This window comes from Segatella copri DSM 18205 (assembly GCF_025151535.1).
GTDB classification, from domain to species: Bacteria; Bacteroidota; Bacteroidia; order Bacteroidales; family Bacteroidaceae; genus Prevotella; species Prevotella copri.
Map to the genome: position 1 here is coordinate 2,807,166 of NZ_CP102288.1, position 25,720 is coordinate 2,832,885.

19 protein-coding genes are annotated in these 25,720 nt (G+C 45.0%); 3 read left to right on the forward strand and 16 right to left on the reverse strand.

Features of this window, described 5'->3' with window-relative positions; all coding sequences use genetic code 11:
* Window positions 1-115: 115 nt before the first annotated feature.
* Window positions 116-1,255 (forward strand): AAA family ATPase, encoded by a 1,140-nt coding sequence (locus NQ544_RS11830; RefSeq protein WP_006848892.1) that lies wholly within the window; start codon window positions 116-118, stop codon window positions 1,253-1,255.
* Window positions 1,256-1,299: 44 nt separating this feature from the next.
* Window positions 1,300-3,963 carry a DNA mismatch repair protein MutS gene (mutS, locus tag NQ544_RS11835; RefSeq protein ID WP_006848893.1) on the forward strand — a complete coding sequence of 888 codons (2,664 nt, stop codon included), beginning with the start codon at window positions 1,300-1,302 and terminating at the stop codon, window positions 3,961-3,963.
* Window positions 3,964-4,043: 80 nt separating this feature from the next.
* Here mutS and lgt read toward each other — a convergent pair whose 3' ends face one another.
* The 10 genes from lgt to polA form a co-directional block, all read right to left on the reverse strand.
* Window positions 4,044-4,907: a prolipoprotein diacylglyceryl transferase gene (gene lgt / locus NQ544_RS11840; protein ID WP_006848894.1), complete on the reverse strand. Its 864-nt coding sequence runs from the start codon at window positions 4,905-4,907 to the stop codon at window positions 4,044-4,046.
* Between the two features lie 18 nt (window positions 4,908-4,925).
* Window positions 4,926-6,029, reverse strand: a complete 1,104-nt coding sequence (gene ychF, locus NQ544_RS11845; RefSeq protein WP_006848895.1) for a redox-regulated ATPase YchF — start codon at window positions 6,027-6,029, stop codon at window positions 4,926-4,928.
* Between the two features lie 143 nt (window positions 6,030-6,172).
* On the reverse strand, window positions 6,173-7,009 hold the full coding sequence (dinD, locus tag NQ544_RS11850; RefSeq protein WP_006848896.1) for a DNA damage-inducible protein D: 837 nt from the start codon (window positions 7,007-7,009) through the stop codon (window positions 6,173-6,175).
* A 193-nt stretch (window positions 7,010-7,202) separates the two neighbouring features.
* Complete coding sequence (locus tag NQ544_RS11855; protein ID WP_006848898.1) at window positions 7,203-7,541, reverse strand: hypothetical protein; 339 nt, start codon at window positions 7,539-7,541, stop codon at window positions 7,203-7,205.
* Between the two features lie 163 nt (window positions 7,542-7,704).
* Complete coding sequence (locus tag NQ544_RS11860; RefSeq protein WP_006848900.1) at window positions 7,705-10,122, reverse strand: DEAD/DEAH box helicase; 2,418 nt, start codon at window positions 10,120-10,122, stop codon at window positions 7,705-7,707.
* 445 nt (window positions 10,123-10,567) lie between these two features.
* A complete protein-coding gene (locus NQ544_RS11865) occupies window positions 10,568-12,757 on the reverse strand; it encodes a hypothetical protein (protein ID WP_153134056.1) in 2,190 nt (729 codons plus the stop codon).
* Window positions 12,714-13,784: a hypothetical protein gene (locus NQ544_RS11870; RefSeq protein ID WP_228023649.1), complete on the reverse strand. Its 1,071-nt coding sequence runs from the start codon at window positions 13,782-13,784 to the stop codon at window positions 12,714-12,716. The genes NQ544_RS11865 and NQ544_RS11870 overlap by 44 nt, the downstream gene beginning before the upstream one ends.
* Window positions 13,785-13,924: 140 nt before the next feature.
* Window positions 13,925-14,314, reverse strand: a complete 390-nt coding sequence (locus NQ544_RS11875) for a desulfoferrodoxin (RefSeq protein ID WP_022120121.1) — start codon at window positions 14,312-14,314, stop codon at window positions 13,925-13,927.
* Between the two features lie 106 nt (window positions 14,315-14,420).
* Entirely contained in the window at window positions 14,421-14,585 is a 165-nt protein-coding gene (gene rd / locus NQ544_RS11880) for a rubredoxin (protein WP_006848904.1), read from the reverse strand.
* A gap of 362 nt (window positions 14,586-14,947) precedes the next feature.
* A complete protein-coding gene (polA, locus tag NQ544_RS11885; protein ID WP_040553671.1) occupies window positions 14,948-17,710 on the reverse strand; it encodes a DNA polymerase I in 2,763 nt (920 codons plus the stop codon).
* 107 nt (window positions 17,711-17,817) lie between these two features.
* Between polA and NQ544_RS11890 the strand changes: the two genes are divergently transcribed.
* Complete coding sequence (locus NQ544_RS11890; RefSeq protein WP_006848907.1) at window positions 17,818-18,795, forward strand: polyprenyl synthetase family protein; 978 nt, start codon at window positions 17,818-17,820, stop codon at window positions 18,793-18,795.
* Between the two features lie 205 nt (window positions 18,796-19,000).
* On the opposite strand, the gene deoC is transcribed toward NQ544_RS11890, so the two are convergent.
* From deoC to mnmG, 6 genes are all read right to left on the reverse strand, one after another.
* Complete coding sequence (deoC, locus tag NQ544_RS11895; RefSeq protein WP_006848908.1) at window positions 19,001-19,936, reverse strand: deoxyribose-phosphate aldolase; 936 nt, start codon at window positions 19,934-19,936, stop codon at window positions 19,001-19,003.
* Between the two features lie 54 nt (window positions 19,937-19,990).
* Window positions 19,991-20,350, reverse strand: a complete 360-nt coding sequence (locus NQ544_RS11900; RefSeq protein WP_006848909.1) for a nucleotide pyrophosphohydrolase — start codon at window positions 20,348-20,350, stop codon at window positions 19,991-19,993.
* Between the two features lie 49 nt (window positions 20,351-20,399).
* On the reverse strand, window positions 20,400-20,852 hold the full coding sequence (gene dtd, locus NQ544_RS11905; RefSeq protein WP_006848910.1) for a D-aminoacyl-tRNA deacylase: 453 nt from the start codon (window positions 20,850-20,852) through the stop codon (window positions 20,400-20,402).
* A gap of 131 nt (window positions 20,853-20,983) precedes the next feature.
* Complete coding sequence (gene uvrC / locus NQ544_RS11910) at window positions 20,984-22,831, reverse strand: excinuclease ABC subunit UvrC (protein WP_006848912.1); 1,848 nt, start codon at window positions 22,829-22,831, stop codon at window positions 20,984-20,986.
* A gap of 122 nt (window positions 22,832-22,953) precedes the next feature.
* On the reverse strand, window positions 22,954-23,484 hold the full coding sequence (locus NQ544_RS11915) for an adenine phosphoribosyltransferase (protein ID WP_006848913.1): 531 nt from the start codon (window positions 23,482-23,484) through the stop codon (window positions 22,954-22,956).
* Between the two features lie 249 nt (window positions 23,485-23,733).
* A complete protein-coding gene (gene mnmG / locus NQ544_RS11920) occupies window positions 23,734-25,605 on the reverse strand; it encodes a tRNA uridine-5-carboxymethylaminomethyl(34) synthesis enzyme MnmG (RefSeq protein ID WP_006848915.1) in 1,872 nt (623 codons plus the stop codon).
* Window positions 25,606-25,720: the final 115 nt, after the last annotated feature.

Genomic DNA, 25,720 nt, shown 5'->3' on the forward strand with positions numbered 1-25,720 from the left:
GTACAGCTTTATTATGGTAATGCAGCATATATTCATTTAAAAAACTCTAAATATTACCTTAGGGTAACTTACCTTAGGGTAATATTTCGTAACTTTGTACCAAATTACTAGGCATATGGCAAAATATCTATCACCATTTCAATTTGGTACATTAGCTACCAATGAGAATTTTATCGACAGACAGGAAGACAGGGCTTTGCTCAAGCAATTACTGTCCTCCCATATCAACGTGATGCTGATTTCACCACGCCGATGGGGTAAATCATCGCTAGTGAAAAGGGCGATGAGCGAATTGGCTGATGAGGATAATAACGTAAGAATCTGTTATATTGATGCCTTCAGCATCGGCTCTGAATCTGAATTTTATCGCACTTTTGCCAGTCAGGTTATAGCTTGTGCTTCCTCTAAAATGGAACGATGGATAGAGGATGCAAAGAAATTCCTGACAGGCGTGATACCGCAGGTTGTAATCAACGACCAGGTGACCGACTTCATGGCTTTTGACCTGAAGTTTGTGCCACAGGAGCGTGATAAGATGGCGATTCTCCAACTGCCCGAGTTGCTGGCAAAGGAAAAGGGCATCAGGATTATCGTCTGCATAGACGAGTTCCAGCAGTTGGCTAACCTTCCTGAGTATAAGGATATGGAGGGAAAGATGCGCTCGGTATGGCAGCAACAGCAGCTTACCTCTTACTGCCTCTACGGCAGCAAGCGAAACATGATGCTCAATATCTTCAACAATTCCAATAGTCCTTTTTATCGCTTCGGACAAGTGATTTTCATGCAGAAGATAGCTAAGGAGCATTGGATTCCATTCATTCTGTCATCTTTCGAGAAGACAGGAAAGTCAATCTCTGCAGAGATGGCCGAGCGGATCTGTGATGCCGTGGCTTGCCATTCCTGGTATCTCCAGCAGTTGTGCTATTTTATCTGGAGTTTCACGGTTTCGGAAGTGACGGAAGATATATATCATCTGGGATTGAAACAGGTACTCAACATAAATACCCCGATGTTTCAGAATGATACGGAGAATCTCAGTTCCACCCAGATAGAGATGCTTAAGGCTATAGCCAATGGCGAACAGCATTTCTCTTCGCAAGCCGTGAAACAAATCTATAATCTTGGTAATCCAAATACGATTGTCAAGAACAGGAAAACGCTCCAGAACAAAGATATTATCGAAAAGCAAAACGATGCTTTTGTCTTTGTTGACCCGATATACCGGCTGTGGTTTAAGGAGGAGTATTGTAGATAGAAACTATGTAAATTAAAAGAAATAATATAAGGAGAAGAAAGATAATGGCAAACGATAATAAAGGTCTTACACCGATGATGAGACAGTTTTTCGAGATGAAATCGAAACATCCCGAAGCGCTGCTGCTCTTCCGTTGCGGTGACTTCTACGAAACTTACTGCGAAGATGCGGTGGAGGCATCCCGTATACTCGGCATTACGCTGACACGACGTAACAATGGCGGTTCTACGGGCACGACCGAGATGGCAGGATTCCCTCATCATGCTCTGGATACCTATCTGCCTAAACTCATCAGGGCGGGTAAGCGCGTAGCGGTATGCGACCAGCTGGAAGACCCGAAGAAGAAACGACTCGAAATAAAAGGTAAGAAGGGACTGAGCCAGATGGACAAGATGGTGAAGCGAGGTATTACCGAACTCGTTACGCCGGGTGTGGCGATGGGAGATAACGTACTGAACTACAAGGAGAACAACTTCCTGGCAGCCGTACACTTCGGCAAGACCGCCTGCGGTGTGAGCTTTCTGGATATCTCGACCGGAGAGTTTCTTACCGGCGAGGGAACCTACGACTATGTAGAAAAACTGATGGGCAACTTCATGCCGAAAGAGGTGCTCTACGACCGCGCCCGAAAGAATGACTTCGAGAAATATTTCGGCAGCAAATACTGTACCTTCGAACTGGATGACTGGGTTTTCACCGAACAGACAGCCCTGCAGAAACTCCTGGGACATTTCAAGACAAAATCTCTGAAAGGTTTCGGTGTAGAGCATCTCAAGAACGGCGTGATAGCCAGTGGTGCCATCATGCAGTATCTCGAGATTACCCAGCATACACAGATTAATCATATCACCGCCCTTTCACGTATCGAAGAAGATAAGTTCGTGCGTATGGATAGGTTTACCATCCGCAGTCTGGAGCTGGTTGCCCCTATGCAGGAAGACGGTTCTTCTCTCCTGAATGTCATCGACCGTACGGTAACGGCGATGGGCGGACGTATGCTCAGACGCTGGCTGGTCTTCCCGTTGAAAGATGTGAAACCTATCAACGAGCGTCTCGACATCGTGGAATATTTCTTCAAGGAACCGGAATTCCGACAGCTTCTCGATGACCAGCTGCATCGCATCAGCGACCTGGAGCGTATCATTTCCAAAGTGGCCGTGGGTAGAGTTTCGCCTCGCGAAGTGGTTCAGCTGAAGAATGCACTCGAAGCCATCAAGCCTATCAAGGTGGCATGCCAGCATGCTACGAACGAGGCTCTGAAGCGGGTAGGCGAGCAGCTGAACGTATGCGAGACCCTGAAAGACCGTATAGCCAGGGAAATACAGCCCGATCCGCCACAGCTGGTCAATAAGGGTGACGTGATAGCCGACGGATTCAATGCCGAACTTGACGACCTTCGTGCCATCAGCCGCCACGGCAAGGATTATCTGCTCAAGATACAGGAAAGGGAGATAGAAAAGACAGGAATTTCGAGTCTGAAGGTAGGTTACAATAATGTTTTCGGATACTATCTGGAGGTGAGAAATACCTTTAAGGATAAGGTGCCTGAGGAGTGGATACGCAAGCAGACGCTGGCTCAGGCAGAGCGTTATATCACCCAGGAACTGAAGGAATATGAGGAAAAGATTCTCGGTGCTGATGAGAAGATTCTGGTATTGGAAGCACAGCTCTTCAACGAACTGATAGCTGCCATGCAGGAGTATATTCCGCAGATACAGATCAATGCCAACCTCATCGCCCGTATGGACTGTCTTTTGTCATTTGCAAAGACATCTGACGAGAACCGCTACGTGCGCCCTATCGTCGATGATTCTGAGGTGCTAGACATCAAGCAGGGCAGGCATCCGGTGATTGAAACCCAACTGCCGCTGGGCGAACGCTATGTACCTAACGATGTGCTGCTCGATACTGAGAAACAGCAGATCATGATGATTACCGGTCCTAACATGGCTGGTAAATCGGCTCTGCTGCGCCAGACCGCCCTTATCGTGCTGCTGGCACAGGTAGGCTGTTTTGTGCCCGCAGAGAGCGCCCGAGTGGGACTGGTGGATAAAATCTTCACACGTGTAGGTGCAAGTGACAATATATCGCTCGGCGAATCGACCTTCATGGTAGAGATGACCGAGGCAGCAAACATCCTGAACAACGTTTCTCCGCGCTCGCTGGTGCTCTTTGATGAGCTGGGAAGAGGTACTTCTACCTACGATGGTATTTCCATTGCCTGGGCTATTGTAGAATATCTGCACGAACATAAGAAGGCGCAGGCACGTACGCTCTTTGCTACCCACTATCATGAGCTCAACGAGATGGAGAAGAACTTCCCTCGCATCAAGAACTTCAATGTGAGTGTGAGAGAGGTGGACGGAAAGGTAATCTTCCTGCGTAAACTGGAACCGGGAGGCAGTGAGCACTCTTTCGGTATCCATGTGGCAGAGATTGCCGGTATGCCTCGCAGCATAGTGAACCGTGCCAATGTGATTCTCAAACAGTTGGAGGATGACAATGCCGGGGTTGGCGGTGCCGGTAAACCGAACGTACAGCACATCGATGAACCTAAGGATGGTGTGCAGCTCAGTTTCTTCCAGCTCGATGATCCTGTACTGACGCAGATACGTGATGAAATACTCGGGCTGGATGTGAACAATCTCACTCCAGTAGAGGCATTGAACAAGCTCAATGACATCAAGAAGATTCTGCTGGGAAGATAAAAATATAAATCCCTCCCCGTGGCAGCAGATGCTGTTGCACGAGGAGGGATTGTTATAATCTGAAAATAAGTCGTCTAATATTATTTTGCCTCTACGTTCTTTTCTTTCGCTCTCTTTGTGCTGGAAGCAATGCTCCATACACCGGCGATGATGAGCGGAATGCTCAATATCTGTCCCATATCCATAGGCAGACCTGCCTCGAATGCCACCTGAATCTCCTTGGTATATTCGATGAAGAAACGGAAGGTGAAGATGAGAGTAAGGCAAAGACCGAAATAGAAACCGGTGCCTACGCTCTTAGGTCCTCTCTTCTTGTAGATGAAGAGGATGAGGAGGAAGAAGCAGAAATAAGCCAATGCCTCATAGAGCTGACCCGGATGGCGTGGATACTGGTCTTCGCGAACGAAGATAAATGCCCAAGGCACATCGGTTACCTTACCGATAATCTCTGAATTCATCAGATTGCCCAAACGGATAAAGGTGGCTGTAATGCCTGAGCAGATACCCATATTATCGAGCACAACCCAGCCGCTCACCTTCATGTTGCGGCAATAGAGCCAGATGCCGATGAACATTCCGAATACGCCTCCGTGGCTAGACAGTCCCTCATAACCCGTAAATTTCCAGCTGCCGTCAGGCATGTGGTGAACAGGTATCAGCATCTCGATGAAGTGATCCCACTGGGTGAGGAAATATTCCGGCTGATAGAAGATGCAATGTCCCAGACGGCCACCTATCAATACACCGATAAAGATGTAGAGAAACAGTGGAGAGAACTTCTCATCTGAAAGCCCCTGCTGCTTGTAGAGCTTGCTCATGAGCAGATAGCCCAGCAGCAGACCGATCATCCAGCAGGTGGAATAGTAGCGGATGGTCATAGGACCCAGATGAGCCAGGATTGGGTCTGGGTCCCATACGATATAGTTAAGCAGATTTGCTATCATAATCGTAGAAGAATAGGATTATACATTGAAGCGGAAGTGCATGATGTCACCATCCTGTACGACGTACTCCTTGCCCTCGATGCCGAGCTTACCTGCCTCACGTACAGCAGCTTCAGAGCCATACTTGATATAGTCATCATACTTGATAACCTCTGCACGGATGAATCCCTTCTCGAAGTCGGTATGGATGACGCCGGCACACTGAGGAGCCTTCCAGCCCTTGTGATAGGTCCATGCCTTGACCTCCATCTCACCTGCGGTGATGAATGTTTCGAGGTTCAGCAGGGCATATGCCTTCTTGATGAGTCGGTTTACGCCGCTCTCTTCCAATCCGAGTTCTTCGAGGAACATCAGTTTGTCCTCGTAGGTTTCGAGCGATGCGATGTCTTCCTCTGTCTTTGCAGCGATGACCATGCACTCAGCACCTTCTTCCTTGGCGATTTCCTCTACCTTCTTGCTATACTCGTTGCCGGTCTTGGCAGAAGCCTCGTCAACATTGGCTACGTAGAGCACAGGCTTGGTAGTGAGGAGGAAGAGGTCGTGAGCCACCTTCTGCTCTTCCTTGCTTTCGAAAGTAACGCCACGAGCGTTCTTTCCCTGCTCCAGTTCGGCCTTGTAAGCCTCCAGAACGGTAACCATCGTCTTAGCATCCTTGTTGCCTGCTGCAGCAGTCTTCTTCTGCTTGGTAAGCTGAGATTCGATAGTTTCCAGGTCCTTGAGCTGCAACTCTGTATCGATGACGCTCTTATCCTCCAAAGGATCAACCTTAGCGCCACCCTCGCGAACGATGTTGTCATCGTCGAAACAGCGGATTACGTGGATGATAGCATCGCACTCACGGATATTTCCCAAGAATTTATTACCAAGACCTTCGCCCTTGCTGGCACCCTTTACGAGACCTGCGATATCCACGATTTCGCAAGTAGCTGGGACGATGCGTCCTGGGTGAACAATCTCTGCCAACTTGTTGAGTCGCTCATCTGGTACGGTGATGACGCCCAAGTTTGGTTCGATAGTACAGAAAGGGAAGTTAGCTGCCTGTGCCTTTGCACTAGACAGACAATTGAACAGTGTAGACTTACCCACGTTTGGGAGGCCTACAATACCACATTTTAATGCCATTTTATCTTTAAACGTTTAAATTTCCGGTGCAAAGTTACACATTATAAATGAAAGATACAAAGAAATCGTGGAAAATTAACTAAAAATCATAGATCGCGAGTGAAATCCTTACATCTTCTCTAGTTATAGAATTATGATGGATATTATTTCTTTTTGCTATTCTTTTTGGTCAATGTCTTTTCGTCAGATTTTAATCTGCGTTCTACTTTCTTGACGTCTTCACCTGCAGGAAGATTTTCTGGTACAATGCCACGTTGGAGCATCATATTACGAACAGCCTTATTATTATCGACATGCTCTTGACAGATAGATTGCTGACCATGTAAATCCTTTTGCTGAACGTTGACAGAAGTCATTTCTGCAGCAAAATCTTTAGCTTTAATATTTAGTGTTGGAAGGAAATCGGCGAGAGGTCGGCTGTTAGGAGCACCCAATTTACGTTTGAGAAGAGCCGTGTCGAGATTAAACAACGCCTTGTCACCTAGTGAGCGAATGATGGCAAAGCCTTTGCTGTCCACTCCTCTTTCATACAGCACCCCAGAGAGACGCTTCTCTGTTTCTGCAAGTTTTGCACGTGCTTGTACACGTTCGTATTCCAGCAAACGCTTTTGCACCAATTCTGCTCGGCGAGTTTGTACGGCAAAGTAGTTTTGGGCAAAAGAGATTTGTGGCTTGCGTGGATCACCGTTTTGGGCAATGAGATAGCAAGCATAACGAGTCAGCATGTAGTCTTTGACTTCACGCTGAGCACCTTTAGCAAGAGGTATCATTTTCCCAACGCCGGGAAAATGATATTCTACCATTTCGCCAGCGTTGATACAAGCGTCTTTAGCTCGCTCGATGACTCCTTCAAATCTTTCCCATTTGGAATAACCCAACACTTGTGCAAGTTCTCTTGCACTCCAACATTCTACGCCTTCGTATTCGTTGGCGATAGCTTCGAATTGCTCGAACAATTCTTTGATTTCTTCTTCCTTCATAATTGCTTATTTTTATGATATTTCGGCAAAGTTACGCTTTTTATTTGGTTGTAGCAAGGAAAAGGTTATTTATTTCCTTCTTTGCTCATCAATAAATACTTGTATCTCTCCTAAATCTCCAATTTCTTTTGGTAGAACAAACATATTTTAAAAGTTAGTCTGCTACAAGAATATTCTGTGTAACTCATATCGTTTAATTTTGAAAAGACTTCTTGGCTTCTTTCAAACTGTTATATAGCTCATCGTCAAACTCTCGGATGTCTTCGTCAGTCAATACTCCGTCATAGTATAGGTCACATACGGTGATGTAATATCTACCTCCTGACATCCCATCGTATCGGCGAGCGATATGCTTGTCGAATTGGTATACCTTATCATATAGTTTGAGGTATGCATCGTGTGCATCCTCTGCTGATGCGTTCTTGTTCATGAAATCTTTGGTAGATTGCATGAACTTGGCGCACTCTCGCTGCAAGCCCAAATTAATGAGCTTGCGAGCTGTTTTCTTCTGAGACTTCGTTAATTCTATCATGTTCTAAACGTTTCTTTTCTTTTTTAGCCTTATTTCTTATTGATATACATTTCTTGCAGATGTGCAGTCTGTGTCCTTTACCACTGAACGACTCGTTGGATTTATACTCTCCACACATCTTGCAATAATGTCCTTGATGCTTATGTTTCTTTTTACCCATGACTTATTTTGCAAACAACTTTCCTATGAGATTTAAGAGATTAGAGACAGTCTCTTTGCTCTCCACAGGTATCTTGATGGAGGTTTCGCCTGTCTGCTCGTCTTTCTCAACGATGGAATCAACCAGCTGGGCTGTGGCTTCTGGCGACTTTAAGGTTTCGGCTAAGCCTGAGAGGAAAGATATTCCTTGGGCTACCAAATCCTTTGGCTGACTTGAGCGATTAGAGACAGATTCTCTGTTCGAAGATGAGTTCGTTTGCTGCTGGATGGAAACCTCTTCTTTATTCTCGTTAGATTTATGTTTGTTGCGAGCCTTCTCTGTTTCTTCGTCCTCTTCCACCATACCGCTCACTGTTTCCATCATCTTGCTGAACTTATCATCTGTGATGAATACAGAATCTTCACCGTCATCAAGAACGCCTTCAAACATGGAGGTCTTGAAACGCAACTTACCAAGCATTTCCTGCTCGATGGAATCAGGTGTTACGAGATTGATAACCTGGATGTTGTTCTGCTGACCAAGGCGATAGATGCGCCCGATACGCTGTTCGAGAACGGCAGGATTCCAAGGTAAGTCGATGTTGATGATGGTAGCGGCTGACTGCAGGTTCAAACCTGTGCTTCCGGCATCAGTAGAGAGGAAAACCCGGCTCGATGGTTCGTTCATGAAATTATCTACCAGGTTTTTGCGCTTTTCGGATGGCACGCCACCATGCAGATATTCAAAGCCTATTTCTTTTTTCTCCAGTTCCTTGGCGATGAGGCGGGTCATGCGTTCCCATTGACTGAATACCACAACCTTTTCACCTTCCTCGCTGATAATGTCGCTGATGATGTTCACGCATTCATCCACCTTGGTGTCGTATCTCGTCTTTTGGTCGAGGATATAACTGCTGTCACATACCATGCGCATCTGTGAGAGGAAGAGCAGGAGACGCTTGCGGTCTTTATCGGATAGGAAATGCATCCTGCGCCATTTCAGAACCAGGAGACGTACCTGGTTCTGCCACTCCTGATGCATCTCCATCTGCTCGTTGGTCATCGGAATGAAAAGGTTCTTGTCAGAACGCTCAGGCATCTGGAGTTTCACTTCCTTCTTGCGACGACGGATGAGAATATCGCCCAGCTTCTTGCCTATGTCGTTTAAGTTCTTATAACCCAGAACTTTTCCTGTTTCATCAGTAATGATATGCTTGTCTTTGAAGAGGTAGTAAGGGGCAAGGCGGAAATTATCAACAAACTCCACGATAGAGTAGAGTTCATCGAGCTTGTTCTCCAATGGGGTACCGGATAGAATTACGGAGTAATCTGATTCTATCTTTCTTGCCGCACGGGAAATCTGCGTGTTCCAGTTCTTCAGGCGCTGCACCTCGTCCATGATGAGCATATCGGTTTGCAAACAGCCGAGTATCTTGATGTCATTGGCGGCACTATTATAGGAAATAATCTTGTAAGGTTCCGGGCGATTGTACGCTTCCTTTCTCTTGAGATGACTTCCCTCTATGACGAAGACTTCGGCATCAGTAAACTTCTTGATTTCACTTCGCCATTGATATTTGAGCGAGGTAGGGCAGAGGATGAGTACAGAGCCAATAAGACCTTCCTTGCGTAGCAGTTCGGCAGTACCTATAGCTTGGATTGTCTTTCCGAGACCCATCTCGTCGGCAATGATAGCCTTTCCTGCCTTTGCAGCAAAGCGGATGCCCTCTTTCTGGTAAGGATAGAGGTTTACTTTCAAAAGATTGTTGAGTTTCTCGTCATCGTATGTCTTCACAATCTTCATTCTTTTCGCTTTTTCGCGAATATCGATGATAAAGTCAATGGCATCTTTATAGCATCTGAATGTATCGCTGATTTGGCGAGCTTGTTTCAAGAAAGAGCCAATGCGGGCATAGGCTGATTTCTTCAAGACATGGTTCTTGTCAAAGTAATCTTTGGCTAACTGTTCGTATGCCTCCTTGTTGTCTGAGCCGATACGAATCTTTACGCATCGCTCATCCCGATAGGAGAGATAGACAGAAGTATAAGGTGGCAATTCCCGATGTACATGTACGCCCCTCTTTCCGCCAAACCATTTCTTGACGGCTTCGATATGTTTGCAAGTGCCGAGTCTCGAAGTCTTGAAATCCATGCAGGAACAATAATTCCATTCGCTGTTGGCTCCACGATACACCACCTTGTACTCGTTGTTCTTTTCAGGGTTGCGAACGATATACTCTCCAGGGCAAAGGGCGTCATCAACACAACTGATATCGAAGTGCTCGATATCGGTCACCTGCTTGCGCAGTTTGATTTGCCATTCCTCTAAAGTCATGTTTTCTGGTTTCACGATATGCGAAACCTTGACTTTCTTCTTTTTCTTTGTAGTCTTCTTGGTGCTGCTACCGTCTTGGTTAGCTGCCTGCTTATTATTCTTTGCCATTGTTATGTTGCCTTATTTCAAACGTTTAAATATATTTAATGCAAAGATACACATTATGGATGAAAGATACAAAGAAATCGTGGAAAATTAACTAAAAATCATAGATGAGGGAAAATTGATGTTGGAAAAACAAGTGAAACGCTGAAACACTTGCGGATGCTGGAAGATATAGGAGAAGACGTTGAGGTATATAGGGATAGTTTTCGAAAGATATAGGAGAAGTACCTGGAAGGTATAACAGAAGTCTTTGAGACATATAATGGAAGTTTCTAGAAGATATAGGAGAAATTGTTGGAAGATATAGTATCTAAGGCCGCACATCAGCTGTTGTGCGCTTGCACATCACTTGATGTGCGGATGCATAACAGCTGATGTGCGAGTGTTGGACGGCTGATGTGCGGTGAAAAAGTTACCATTTTCCCAACGCTGGGAAAATGGTAAGAGATTAGAGATTTTTTTCGAATTGCTTCAATACATCACATCGCGTGGTGTATTGATCTACGATTTCCGGATGCTGATGGCTGAACTGGCTCCATTCCATCATCGCCTGATATTGAGCGGATTGTGGTTGTAGAAGCTTCTGCTCTTTCCAGTTGGCATCGTAGGTAATCTTAAACCATGGGTCGATGCCGATGGATGAGAGGGCATAGAGCGAATGATAGCGAAGCGTAAGATTGCTGCTTTGCTTGCTTATCTTGAGATAGTCTTGAGCGATAGCTGCGAAATCGGCTTCGCCTGTGCGGGCACTATCAGTTACGCTTTTGCCATAATGGGTAAGATACCAGCAGTCGCCATAGCAGGATGCCTGATAATAGCGGGTGGCAAGTTCATAGGCAAGTTTCTCTCTGGCTTCGCCTTCACGAGCCACATTGTATTGGCCGATGAGCTGGTTCATCTCCTGGCAGAATTTCCACTTCGGGTTCTCCTTTAGGTGGGCATAATTGCCCTGGATGCTCCACATGTCGGAATCATTCACCTTCTGGTGGTTGAACCAGTAAGGTACGGAGTAGCTTCGCTTTTCGGCGTAAAAACTGATGGCCTGGTTGTTGATGAACTTCAGGGATACATCTTTCTGCCAGCGGGCAGCTTCGCCAAAATTGCCTTCGGCAAGATACTTGGTGCCTATCATATCCTTGAAGAAATCGGCATTTCGATAGAGCGACTGGCAGACGTATTGCTGAAAGGCATCCTGATGTTGAGCGGTGATGAAGCGATAGTAATCAGCAAGCTGTTGCGCAGAGAGCGAGTCGAGACGAAGGGCGTATTCCGATGAATAAAGATAGCGGCTGATGTATTCTTCATTCTGCTGCTCCTTGTAGAAGGTTCGCATGTAGGCATCCATCATGCCATACATCGCCGTGGCCATGCTTTCGTAATCTCTGCCGGCTTCCTGCCGGTTTTCCTTTTTTGCCTTGTCTGCCATCGTCTTGAACCGGTTGTACAGGGCGCGGTAAGCCACACGCTCCTTCACCTCTACATAGTGGTTGTCTGGATTGGTGGAAGAATCTTTTCTTGGGTTTTCTTCCTTTGCCATCTCGTTGAGCCATTTGAATTCACCGACCAGATATTGCGGATAATCGCTATCCACCTGTGTGTTTCGGGTAGAAACCAAGAGGCGGATGGCTCTTGCATTATCCTTCATTCGCTGTGTTCCATCCAGGGCGACAGCTTCACTAATCTCCTTCCATGCTTCCTGCTGATATCCATAGAGATAATGGAGCATGGCGGTGGCAGAACGCCACAGACAAGGACTCTGTGTCTTGCCTTCTGCGATGACCTTATTGGCAAAGGTGATGAAGTTGAGGGCTTCTTTCTGATAGATAACCTTGGCGCCTATTTCCTCAATCCACTCTTTATCTAACTGTTCTTTGGAGCGACTGTCTATTGTCTGCTGACAGTTGTTCACGAAATCCTGCACCAGATAGGTGAGCATTGCAGAATTCGGATTCTTGAGATAAATGCTCTGAATGCCCGCAAGATTGCGATAGTTTCGGGCGAGCACTCTGATGCTTGCCATATCTCCCTGCTCGGCATAGATTTCGAGTGCCTGGTGATGTTTCCCTGTTTTCCACAAGGCTCGGGCATAAATGTTGCGCATCGCCTCCCGCCATGGTGATTTCGGAAATCGGGAGGCGATGGCATTCCAATAGGTGATGTTCTGCTGGTGGAATCCCTTCATCATATTGGTACGCATGCGGAGCAAGGCGTATTGGCTCTTGAGTTGGGTGCCTTTATAAATTTTGGAGGCATTGTTGAGCCGGGTCAGCGATTGCTGAATCTGTAGCCGTTCTTGCTTCGAGGCGTAGTTCCAGGCATTGGGATTCAACTTCTCGCAGGCATCCAGGTAGGCATTCAGGTTTCTTAAGTAAGAAAGCATTCCTGTATCCTTCTTGCTTTGGGCTACTTTCTTAATATCCTCCTTGTTCCATCTGTAGAAAGATAAGTTGATGGAGGATGTATTGCCGGCATACTTCTGCCAGTAGCTGGCGATGTCGTAGAGATACGCTGGCGAAGTCTGGTCGCGGTTGAACACGCTGAACATATAATAGTTATGATCCGAGTATTCGGCAACGCAGGCGTTGGCGTGGGTGCTAAATGCTGCTGCCATCACTCCTATGATTAAAAATCTTTTCATAATCTTCTGATTTAAATCGTTTGATATTATCGGTGTTGAGGTCGAAGAGAATAACCTCGTTGTTGATATTGCTATTTTGGTGGTTGATACTCTTGATGGCTTCCATAATGTCGGTCATCTCGGGCTTTCTTACCACGATGCTATCGCCTGGCAAAACAGGGAAGTCATCATCTGCATGCATGATGCCTACGAACTTACCTTCTCTGAAGAGGATGCGCCAGCTGAAGAGTGGATAGGCTACAGAGAGCGGCAACGGATAACTGCCCAGATGCTGGATGTAAGGAGCTACATCCTTCATGTTGAGTATCGGCTTTTGGCAACTTAACTGTTTTACATCGCCTGTATTATACATCATCAGGATGCCTCTATCCACAGGGGGTGGAGTCATCGAGAGCTGGTGTAACCGGATGGTAGCGGAAAGTTGCATCTTCTTGTCTTTGGCCTTCTCTTTTAAAATATGAAGGAATTCAAAATAAGCTTCTTGCGTTGAAGCAGTCCAGTCGCAGTCTATCTGAATCTCTTTCACGTTCCCGATGTCATTGGCTTCGTTTATCTGAAGGATGCGGTTCAGAATCTTATCTGCGAGTTGCCGGGGTGTTTCATCTGAAGATTTCCCGCCCGATTTGTCGCTGCTGATAGGATTCGTCTTGGTATTTGCTTTAAAACAGTGGTTCACGATATAGACAACGGGGATAATCTCCATTCCTTTCGGCATCAGAGATTCTTTCTCCTTTTCTTCAGTTGTCATATTTTCATCGGTTGTATCAAATTGCAGGGTAGCATTGGGCATGATTTCTCCATCCGCATCCCTTACCACATCAAAGAATCTAACGTAGAGTCGTTTGATATGGTATTTCTGGATGAAGTTCATCTTGCTGCTGTCCATCTGCCAGGTTGTACTCCAATAGTAGGCGGAGCGCTGGTTTCCTGTTGTTGTATCTTGTGAACAGGAAATCAGACAGATGCAGGTGAATAATGCTGGCAGCAAGCGCATTGATGTAAGATCATTCCATATTCTTCTCATCATCTATAGCGTTTTGTCGGCAAAGATAGATATTTCCTGGCGAATGTGGTAAGAAACGAGATGTAAATAAAGTTAAAAAGGTCTCACGTCATATTCCCTACATTGGGAAGACAACATGAGACCTTTTGTTGGTATGATGTTTTTTATCCTTCGATTACTCCTTTCCACAACCCGTGAAGGTTGCAGTATTCGCGAGCCGTAACATCCTTGGCTTCTGCGTTGGTCAGGAAGATAGCTTCAGGCTTTTCGCCTGGCTTCAACTCGTGACGAAGCACATCGGTAGGGGTGAGCAATTCTATCCATTGGATGTAATGCTCTGGTAGCATCGGATGCTCCACACTTCCTACTGTTACGCGATAGCCGCCCTCAATAGGTTCTATCACAGGCACGTGCTTCTCTTTGGCGCCATCGCTGGTGTTTTCCTTCATCAGTTTCATCGGCTCGCCACAGCAACTGAGCACGGCTCCTGGGTTTACAACTTCTACTACATTGCCACAAATCTGGCAGCGGTAGATTTCTCTAACTTTTGTCATAATGGTTCCTCCTATTATTTTATGAATGTGTTGCCTGAATATCAGGCATTTCATTCAGATGATTCCTTTGTGAGGATATCCTTCGGGTGTTTCCCCCAAAAGAGACTTATTCCTCTACAGGGCTGAAATCTTCCTTGCCTACTCCGCAAAGAGGGCAAACCCAATCATCTGGGATGTCTTCGAATGCTGTACCTGAAGCGATGCCGCCCTCTGGATCACCTACTTCTGGATCATAAATCCAACCACACACGTCGCAAACATATTTCTTCATAATGTTCCTTTCTTTCTTAATTTGATTGATTACTGTTATCTATTCACTTTTAATCAGACAGGTGCGTTTGCATATCTTTCTGATTTTATTATGCAAATATACACTTTGTTTCTGTAAGAACCAAATAAATTGTAAAATATTATAATTTTATTATCCTTTTTAATCTAAATAAACAAAGATTTCTAAATGTACTTGTGAATAGAGGAGTTATTTGTCTTTTTAGTGGTGTTTTGATAGAAGGTTTGATTGTTTCATGTGAAACATCTCGAAAAAGAAAAGCTCGCAAGATGAACGTTTGGTATCTTGCGAGCTTCTTTGTATTTAAGTTGCCTTGCGGTTTCTGCGGCCGCCTTCTGGTTTTTCTAATGTGCTTCTAGCCAGTTGTTTCCCCATCCGGCATCAGCAACCAAAGGTACACTGAGCTGGTAGGCATTCTGCATCTCTTCTACCACAATCTTCTCTACCTTTTCCTTCTCTTCCGGATATACTGAGAAATTGAGTTCGTCATGCACCTGGATAATCATCTTGCTCCTGATGCCTTCTGCTCTGAATCGGTTGAAGATGCGGATCATAGCCACTTTGATGATGTCTGCCTCAGAGCCCTGGATAGGGGCATTGATGGCATTGCGCTCGGCAAATCCTCTTACAGTACCATTCTTGCTGTTGATGTCTGGCAGGTAGCGACGGCGGTGGAAGAGGGTTTCGGCATAGCCTTTCTCTCTTGCCATTTCCTTTGCCTTCTCCATGTAAGCCTGAACACCAGGGAAGGTGCGGAAGTAGTCTTCTATGATCTGCTTTGCCTCTCGGTTTTCGATGTTCATGCGCTGGGCAAGACCGAAGGTCGTGATGCCGTAGATGATGCCGAAGTTGGCAGTTTTTGCCTTCTTGCGCTGTGCATCTGTTACTTCTTTGATGTCTTCGTGCCAAATCTTGGCAGCTGTAGCTGCATGAATATCAGAGCCTTCACGGAATGCTTCTACCATGTTTGGATCCTGGCTCAGGTGTGCCATGATGCGTAGTTCTATCTGTGAATAGTCGGCAGAGAAGAACAGGCAGCCTGGTTCTGGGATGAAGCATCTGCGTATCTCCTTGCCATCGTCATCGCGTACAGGAATATTCTGCAGGTTTGGATCACTTGAAGAAAGACGTCCTGTGGCTGTGATGGCTTGGTTGAAAGAGGCATGAATGTGACCGGTGCGAGAGTTGATAAGCTTTGGAAGGGCATCTATATAGGTTCCCAAAAGTTTCTTTAAACCTCTGTAGTTCAGTATCTCATCGATGATTGGACTCTTGCTGCGCAGCTGCTGAAGAACTTCTTCACTTGTTACGTACTGGCCCGTCTTCGTCTTCTTAGGCTTCTCCACAATCTTCATCTTTCCGAAGAGTATTTCTCCAACCTGGCGTGGGGAAGCGATATTGAACGATTCGCCTGCCAACTCATAGATATGATGTTCTATCTCATTGAGGCGGTTGGTGAGATTCTCCGATGTTTCCTTCAGGGTGTCGGTGTCGATGCATACTCCCGTCATCTCCATGTGGGCTAAAACAGGTACAAGCGGCATTTCTACATTCCAGAACAGATCTTCACAATCTATCTCTTTGAGTTTTGATTCGAGCACATTTTTCAATCTCAAGGTGATGTCGGCATCTTCGGCAGCATATTCGTAAATGTCTGATGGGGCGAGATCGCGCATCGACTTCTGATTCTTTCCCTTCGGACCAATCAGTTCTTCGATGTGGATGGTCTGATAGTTGAGGAATACTTCTGCCAAGTAATCCATGTTGTGGTAAAGTTCTGGCTGGATGAGATAGTGGGCGAGCATCGTATCGAACATCTTGCCCTGAATCTCTATGCCGTAGTTTATCAACACCTCGTAATCGTATTTGATGTTCTGCCCCACTTTCAAGATTTCCGGATTCTCGTAGAGAGGTTTGAAGATGTTTACGATTTTTAAGGCTTCTTCACGATTTGCCGGAATTGCTACGTAGAAAGCCTCTTTTTCCTTCACGGCAAAGCTCAAACCCACCAATTCTGCATCAATAGCAGTGGTAGATGTGGTCTCTGTGTCTAGACTGAGAATATTGAATGTCAATAAATAGTCATAAAGTTTCTTTGCATCTACTTCTGTATCAATAAGTTTATATGAATGAGAGGTCGTTTTAATAGTCTCAAAACTCGCGTTTTTTGGCTCTTCCTTACTATCTGCCAGCTGTACGCCAAATAAATCGAGTTCTCCTATAGCCTTTGTTTGCACCTTTTTAGGTTTGTTAAGAACTCGATTAGCAAACGACTTAAATTCTAACTCGGTGAAGATTTCATCCAATTTTGTATTGTCTGGCTCTACCCGTTTCAAATCTTCCATCCTGATCTCTACCGGAACATCGGTTCGTATGGTTGCCAGGAACTTTGACATCCTGATATCTTCTACTGCACCCTCCACTTTTTCGCGGAGCTTGCCTTTCACTTGAGAAGAGTTCTCGATAAGACCTTCTACACTACCGAACTCGTTGATAAGTTTGATGGCTGTCTTTTCTCCCACGCCCGGACAGCCTGGGAAGTTATCAGCTGAGTCGCCCATCAGGGCAAGGAGGTCGATAACCTGGAGTGGGGAAGTGATGCTGTATTTCTCTTCAATTTCCTGTACGCCCAACTTTTCGTATCCACCGCCATGACGAGGACGGAACATGAAAACATTGTTACGAACCAGTTGTGCGTAATCCTTATCGGGTGTGAGCATGTAGGTTTCCATCCCCTTTTCACCTGCCTTCAAGGCAACTGTTCCAATGATATCATCCGCCTCGAAACCATCTACCTGAAGGATAGGGATATGATATGCCTCCAGGATATTTTTGATGATAGGCACAGAGAGTTTGATGTCTTCCGGTGTCTCTTCTCGTTGAGCTTTATATGCAGGGAAAGCCTCATGACGGAAGGTCTTGCCATGGTCGAAAGCCACCGCAATATGGGTAGGTTTCTCCTTGGTAAGTATCTCGTTGAGGGTATTGCAGAACCCCATTACACACGAAGTATTGAGTCCCTTCGAATTGATTCGAGGGGCTTTCATAAAGGCGTAATACGACCTATAAATGAGCGCATACGCGTCTAAAAGGAACAATTTATCCATAATATTCATTTTTGTGGTGTAAAATTACTAAAAAAATGCGATATTTCAAGAAGAATTGATTAATTTTGTAACAAATTTCAGAAATTAAGTAGATTTACTCACATATAATGGACTATTTATCACTTATCAAGCTGCCTATAGAGGCAGAATTAGCAGATTTTATAGATTTGTTCAACAAGTCTCTTATGCATAGCGATGGCCTCCTTTCCCAGGTGCTCGACCACATCCGTCAGCGCGCTGGAAAACGTATGCGCCCTATACTCATCTTGTTGATGGCACGTAATTTTGGGAAGGTTTCCAATGTTACCCAGCATTCTGCTGTAGGTCTGGAACTTCTTCATACCGCTTCGCTGGTACATGATGATGTGGTTGACGAGAGTGTGGAGCGACGCGGACAGGCTAGCGTGAATGCTACTTATAATAATAAGGTGGCTGTGCTTGTGGGCGATTTCATTCTTTCCACCGCCTTGCTTCATGTATCTTATTCGCATTCAGAGGAAATCGTGCGTTATCTTGCAGAGTTGGGACGTATCCTGTCTAATGGTGAGATTCTTCAGCTCAACAGTATCAGTAATGAAGAGATATCGGAAGATATTTATTATCAGGTGATTAAGCAGAAGACGGCTGCTCTCTTTGAGGCTTGCGCCGGTATCGGAGCGATGTCTGCCAATGCTTCAGAACTGCAGATTGAAGAGGCGAAGCGTTTCGGACAGAACTTGGGCATCATCTTCCAGATCCGTGATGATATCTTTGATTATTATGATTCCAAGGAGATAGGTAAACCTACTGGTAATGATATGGTTGAAGGAAAACTGACTTTGCCTGTAATATATGCTTTGAAGTCTACCGGTGATGAGGAGATGATGAAGCTTGCCAGAAAGGTAAAGGCTCATACTGTGACGGCTGATGAAATAGCTCAGTTAGTGGCATTTACAAAGGAAAACGGAGGTATTGAATATGCGGATAAGCGCATGTGGGATTTCCATGCCGAAGCCATGAATTTCCTCGATACTTATGTGGAGGATAAGGATATTTACAATGCCTTGAAGGCTTACTTGGATTTTGTGATTGAAAGAAAAGCTTAATATAAAAATTGAAGAAAAACATAATATAAAAAGGGTTGGTTCTCAGAGAGAATCAACCCTTCGTTTTTTGTATTCTATTGATAATCAGTTACTTTTCTTTAGATTTTTCTTTTAAACAATACTCTAGAATTCTCTTTAGAAGTATCTTAAATGGTACTTTAAAACTATCTCTCTAAGTATGTTTAATGGTATTTTGAAATTATCTTTAGAAGTACTTGATTTCCTTGCCCAGAATTTCGCTCAAGAGGAGGTTAGTCAGGCGTGATGTGCCGAGGCGCAACCACTGGTTGGTCAGCCATTTCTCGCCCAAAACTTCCTTCACGATGGTGTAGTAAACTACGGCATCATGAACGGTATTGATACCACCTGCAGGCTTGAAACCAATCTGAATGCCAGTCTTTTCGTAATATGCCTTGATAGCCTGGCACATAACGTATGCTGCCTCAGGGGTAGCTGAGACCTTCTCCTTGCCTGTTGAGGTTTTGATATAGTCAGAACCTGAGTACATTGCGAGGATAGAAGCCTTCATGATGTTGCTGCAATTCTTCAGATCGCCTGTCTCCAGAATGCACTTCATCTTATGCTCTCCGCATGTCTCCTTGAGTTCCTGAATATCATCGCAGAGACCCTCGTAATCTTCGCTGAAGAACTTGCCAACAGGCATTACGATATCCACCTCTGTAGCACCATCCTTGATAGCCATAGCGGTTTCTGCAATCTTTACCTCGATAAAGGTCTGAGATGATGGGAAATTGCCACTTACTACAGCGATTTCTACGCCGTCAACCTCCAGACTCTGGCTGATAAGGCCGGCAAAGTTAGGGTAGGTACATACGGTTGCTACGTGAGGAAGCTGAGGATAATCCTTGGCAAACTGGTTCACCTTTTCAATCATCTTCAGGATGCTTTCTTCTGTATCTTCAGTATGGAGAGAGGTCAACTCGATGCTACCGAAGAGGAACTTCTTGACCTCCATGGTCTCATTCTCTGCTACCTTTTCATCGAGAATCTTCTTTACTGCAGCAGCTACTTCCTCATCGTTGAGGTTGCAGTTGTACTGCTTCAAGACTGATAAATACTTGTCGTCTGGCTCTTTATACTGTCCCTGCTGTGCAAGAACCTGTTCTTTAATACTGCTCATACTTAATGTTATTTATATAATTATTAAAGTTAAGTTTTTATATGAATAGCAATTTTAATTCTTGTTATCTTGTTCTTTATCTTCCTGATGCTCAGATAGTTTCGGGTTGTTTTTATGTCTTTCAGAATCCCTTTTGGTCTTCTTGTCAAAACTCTTTTGGAGTTCTTCTGTCAAGTCAACCCCTGTCTGATTTGCCAGGCAGATAAGCACCCAAAGAACATCGGCCATTTCTTCGCCTAAGTTAGGTTTCTCGCCTTTCTTAAAACTCTGGTCGCCGTATGTTCGGGCAATGACGCGTGCCAATTCGCCCACTTCTTCTGTGAGGCAAGCCATATTGGTCAGTTCGCTGAAATAGCGTACGCCATATTCTTTAATCCACTGATCTACAGTTTCTTGTGCTTCTTTTATTGTCATCTTCCAAATTCTTTTGTGGGGAAAGATGCCTTTCTTTCAGGGTAGGGCATTATTCCTTGTTGTGAGTATCCATCATGATGGTTACCGGTCCATCGTTCAGTAATTCTACTTTCATATCGGCACCAAATTCGCCTGTTCCTACTGGCTTTCCGAGTGCATCGGATAGCTTTTTGCAGAACTCCTCATAGAGTGGAATGCTGATTTCGTGCTTGGCTGCTCTGAGCCAGCTTGGGCGATTTCCTTTTTTGTAGCTGGCGAATAGGGTGAACTGGCTGATGACCAGAATCTCACCATTGATATCCATGATGGAGCGGTTCATAACATGGTTTTCGTCGTCGAAAACACGGAGTCCGATTACCTTTCTGACCAGCCAGTCTACATCTTCTGATGTGTCGCTTTCCTCTATTCCCAAAAGGATCAGATAGCCTTGTCTGATGGCAGATTTAACCTCTCCTTCGATGGTAACTGAGGCGTGAGAGACACGCTGTATTACGATTCTCATATTACTACTTTGAACTTTGAATGTTGAACATAGAACTTTATGAATAGCATTTGTGGAATGCTTGCTTCGGTTCTGTTCTTCTTCTTATTATTAATATATATAGTATAGTTTGAACTGCAAATATACAACTTTTATTTCATATTCTCGCCTTTTTCTGCAAAATATTTTGCAAGAATTTCCGCCTTATGTGGGCCTAATACCTCTGAAAGTTGTTCCAAGGATGCTTCTTTCATCTTTTTCACGCTCTTAAACTTGCTCAGAAGGGCTTCTTTAGCCTTCGGACCGATGCCTTTGATATCGTCTAATTCTGAGTGAAGAGCATGCTTGCTGCGCTTGTCGCGATGAAAGGTGATGGCGTATCTGTGCACCTCATCCTGTATCTGCGTCAGTACCTTGAACAGTTCACTTTCGGGTGTTAGGGCGATGGTTTTAGGTGGGAATCCGAAGAGAAGTTCGTTGGTCCGATGGCGGTCGTCTTTGGCAAGACCTGCGATAGGAATATCCAGGTGTAATTCGTCAACAATAACCTCTCTTACTACGTCCATCTGCCCCTTTCCGCCATCGGTAATAATGAGGTCTGGAAGTGCAGTTTCTTCCTCTATCATTCGACTGTACCGGCGTCTTACCACTTCTTGCATGGATGCGTAATCATCCGGCCCTTCTACTGTCTTAATGTTGTATTTCCTATAGTCTTTTCTGGATGGTTTCATACCTTTATATACGATGCAACCTGCCACGGCATCAGTACCGGATATGTTGGAATTATCGAAACATTCTATCTGATAAGGCAGCTTTGGAAGCTTCAGTTTTGCTTGTAATTCCTTCATCAATCGGGTCTGTTTCTGCTCCGGATTGAGCTTTTCTGCCTGCTTCAGACGGTCGAATTTATACTGCTTGCAGTTCATTTCCGACAGCTCCAGAAGGTGCTTTTTGTCACCTCTCTGGGGTACGAAGAAGGTGGCATCTTTCAGCTTCCATTCCATTTCGAAGGGCACGATTATCTCCTTCGATGTGGAGTGGAAACGCTCTCTGATTTCCGGAATGGCAGTAATCAGAAGTTCCTCATCGCTCTCCTCCAGTTTACGTTTATATTCGTAGGTGAAGCTCTGGTTGATGGTGCCGTTTTTTACGTGAATATAGTTGATGAAGGCGTTTTTGTTGGCGTCATCATTTACTATTGTAAAGACATCTACATCCGTAATTGTATGGCTTACCACCTCGCTTTTTGCCTCAAATTCATCCAGTAATTGGTACTTTTTCTTATATTCTTCGGCTATTTCAAAACGTAGAAGTTCTGCATTTTTCATCATCAAATCGTAGAGATATTTGCTTACTTCCCGCGTGTTTCCCTTCAGAATTTCACGTGCTTGGCGCATGTTTTCCTGATATTCCTCATAGCTCTGCTTGTTGATGCAGGGTGCTCCGCAGTTGTGGATATGATACTCCAGACACGGCTTGTATCTACCTTCAGCAACGCCTTCTCTGGTGATTGGCATTCTGCAGGTGCGGGGCTTATAAAGCTTCTTGATGACCTCTAAAACGGCATACATGCTGCCGATATGAGGGTAAGGACCGAAGAAGGTTCCCACTTTTTTATTGATATGACGAGTCTTGAAAATGCGTGGAAAATACTCGTTTGTTACGCATATAGATGGGTATGTCTTGCCGTCTTTCAGCAGGACATTGTATCTTGGATTATACTTTTTGATCAGGCTGTTTTCGAGCAAAAGTGCGTCTTCTTCAGTGTTTACTACCGTATAAGATATGTCGTGAATCTTAGAAACAAGCACCTTTGTCTTGTATCTGTCTACCTCTTTATGGAAGTAGGAAGATACTCTTCTCTTCAGGTTTTTCGCCTTTCCCACATATATAATCGTATGATTTTCGTCGTAATATTGGTAGCTTCCTGGCTTTTCCGGCATACTTAAAACGATGTTTTTAAGCCTAGCCAAGCGCTCCTCATTCTCTTGTTTCGTCATATTTTTACTTGTTTTTTAAGGGAAAACGAGCGTTACTGTTTCACGTGAAACGGCAACGCTCTAGTGTCTTTTACTGCTTCCTTGCTGCATTCTCGCAGTATTTCTTGCAGTATTTTTGCTGCTTATAACTGCAATAAAGTAGTTACTTCAACGTCTGGATCAAAGGAATTTCTGCCTTCGAAATTCTCGTTTACGAGCTCGATGATGAAGTTGGCATATACCTTTTTCGGATGGAATTTCTTTACCAGGTTGCATGCTGCTTTCATGGTTCCACCGGTGGCAAGGAGGTCGTCGTGGAGGAGTACGATGTCGTCCTCATTGATGGCATCTTCGTGGATTTCGATGGTATCGATGCCATATTCCTTAGCATAACTTTCCTGTACGGTTTTGCATGGAAGTTTGCCCGGTTTACGGCATAAAACTACGCCGGCTCCGAGACGAATAGCAAGGGCAGAAGACATTACGAAACCGCGTGATTCGATGCCTACAATCTTGGTGATTCCTTTGTCTTTGTAGAGTTCATACATCTCATCGCTGATCTCTTTTAAAGATGCAGGATTCTTGAAAAGGGTTGATACATCGCGGAAGTTTACACCCTTGATTGGCCAATCTGGAATGCAACGCAGATTGTCTAATAATAGCTGATTGTTCATTACTTTTTATGCTTTAAATTGATACTTATTTTGTTCTCTTTTCTTGTTCCTTTTTATGGGCTTTTTGCCCGTTTGTTTTTGCCTTTTACTCGATTTTATCCGCTTTTGTTTCACTAATTGCTGAAGTTTTACTTTAATCGCAAAACACTTGATGCAACCTTTCTTAAACGGTTGAGCATCAAATGTTTTGTTGATAGTCTGTTTCACGTGAAACATTGAGGATTCCCTTGTTTTTCGCTGTGAAACGGCTTATCTTCCGAGTAATACAAGCATCACGTTGATATCGCTTGGTGATACGCCCGGAATTCGGCTTGCCTGTGCCAAAGTTTCCGGGTCAATGCGCTCGAGTTTCTGGCGTCCTTCTGTGGAGATTTCGTGGAGCTCGGAATAGTTGAAACGGCCCTTGATTTTGATGTCCTCCAATCGGTGCATCTTATCGGCGATGAGACGCTCTCGTTCGATGTAACCTTTGTACTTCATCTTGATTTCTGCAGCTTCCGCTATCTCTTCCTTTCGGTTAGCTGGTATTTCCAGTGCAGTCTTCAGGTCCGGAATAATCTCCGAAAGATTCGTGAGGTTCAGATGCGGACGAGCTATGAGGTCGATGAGCTTACAGCCGGCGCGAAGTGGAGTAGTGCCGAGCGCCTCCAGTTTTGGATTTATCTCATCCTTCTTGATAGGATAGTTGGCGCAAAATTCGATGATTCTTCCGATGGCTTCTTTTTTCTCTATCCACCAGTCGTAACGGTCGCGCTTGGCAATTCCGAGTTCGTATGCTTTTTCGGTGAGTCGGGCATCGGCATCGTCCTGACGGAGCAGAATGCGGTATTCGGCTCTGGAAGTAAACATACGGTATGGTTCGTCAACTCCCTTTGTGGTGAGATCATCGATGAGTACGCCGATATAACTCTCATCGCGGTTCATCTCGAATGTTTTGTCGCCAACACAATGCAAGGCTGCGTTGATTCCTGCCACGGTTCCCTGTCCTCCTGCTTCCTCATAACCTGTGGTTCCGTTCACCTGTCCGGCAAAGAAGAGACCTTTGATGATTTTCGACTCCAGTGAATGTTTGAGTTGGGTAGGGTCGAAGTAATCGTATTCGATGGCGTATCCCGGTCTGTAAATCTTGGCATCTCTCAAAGCAGGAATCTCGTGAAGTGCATTCAGCTGGATATCCATCGGCATGCTCGAAGAAAAACCGTTCAGATACATCTCGTTCGTATCTTCGCCTTCCGGTTCCAGGAAGAGCGGATGCTGATCCTTGTCGGGGAAGGTGACGAGCTTTGTTTCTATACTCGGACAGTAACGTGGACCGGTACTCTGAATCTGACCATTATATAAAGGTGAGTCAGCGAGACCGCTTTTTAAAGTTTCGTGTACCTTCTTGTTGGTGTAGCAAGTCCAGCAAGGCAATTGTTTCAGAACCCGATGTTCTCCCATGTAAGAGAACTGGTGGAAATCGCTGTCGCCCGGCTGTTCTTCCATATCTTCGAAATGAACACTTCTCTTGTCAATTCTGACCGGAGTTCCGGTTTTCATTCTGGCAGTAGTGATACCCCATCGGGTGATGCTCTCCGTAAAGTTGTGTACGGCAGGTTCGGCGCATCTTCCGCCTTCTACCATCTTTCTTCCTACATGCATCAGTCCGTTGAGGAATGTTCCAGCGGTGATGATGATGCTCTTGGCATAGAATTCGGCTCCCCAGATGGTTTTTACGCCGATGGCTTCTCCGTCAGCTACGAGCAGTTCGTCAGCCTGGTCTTGCCAGATGTCGAGGTTGTCGGTATGGTCGAGGATGGTTCTCCATTCCCAGATAAACTTTCCTCTGTCGCATTGGGCACGGGGGCTCCATACGGCAGGACCCTTGCCGATGTTGAGCATTCGGAACTGGATGGCGGTTTTATCCGTTACGATACCCATCTGTCCTCCCAATGCGTCGATTTCGCGCACAATCTGTCCCTTGGCAATACCTCCGATGGCGGGGTTGCAACTCATCTGACCAATCTTGTTCATATCCATCGTTATCAAACAGGTTTTGGCACCCATGTTTGCAGAGGCTGCTGCAGCCTCACATCCGGCATGTCCTCCACCGATAACGAGCACGTCATAATTGAATTTCATACTTCGTTTAATCTATATTTTTTCTAATTTTCGGCAAAAGTAAGAAATAAAATCGAAATTTTGGCAAAAATACTTTGATAAATCATTAAAATATAGTAATTTTGCAGCAGACTTG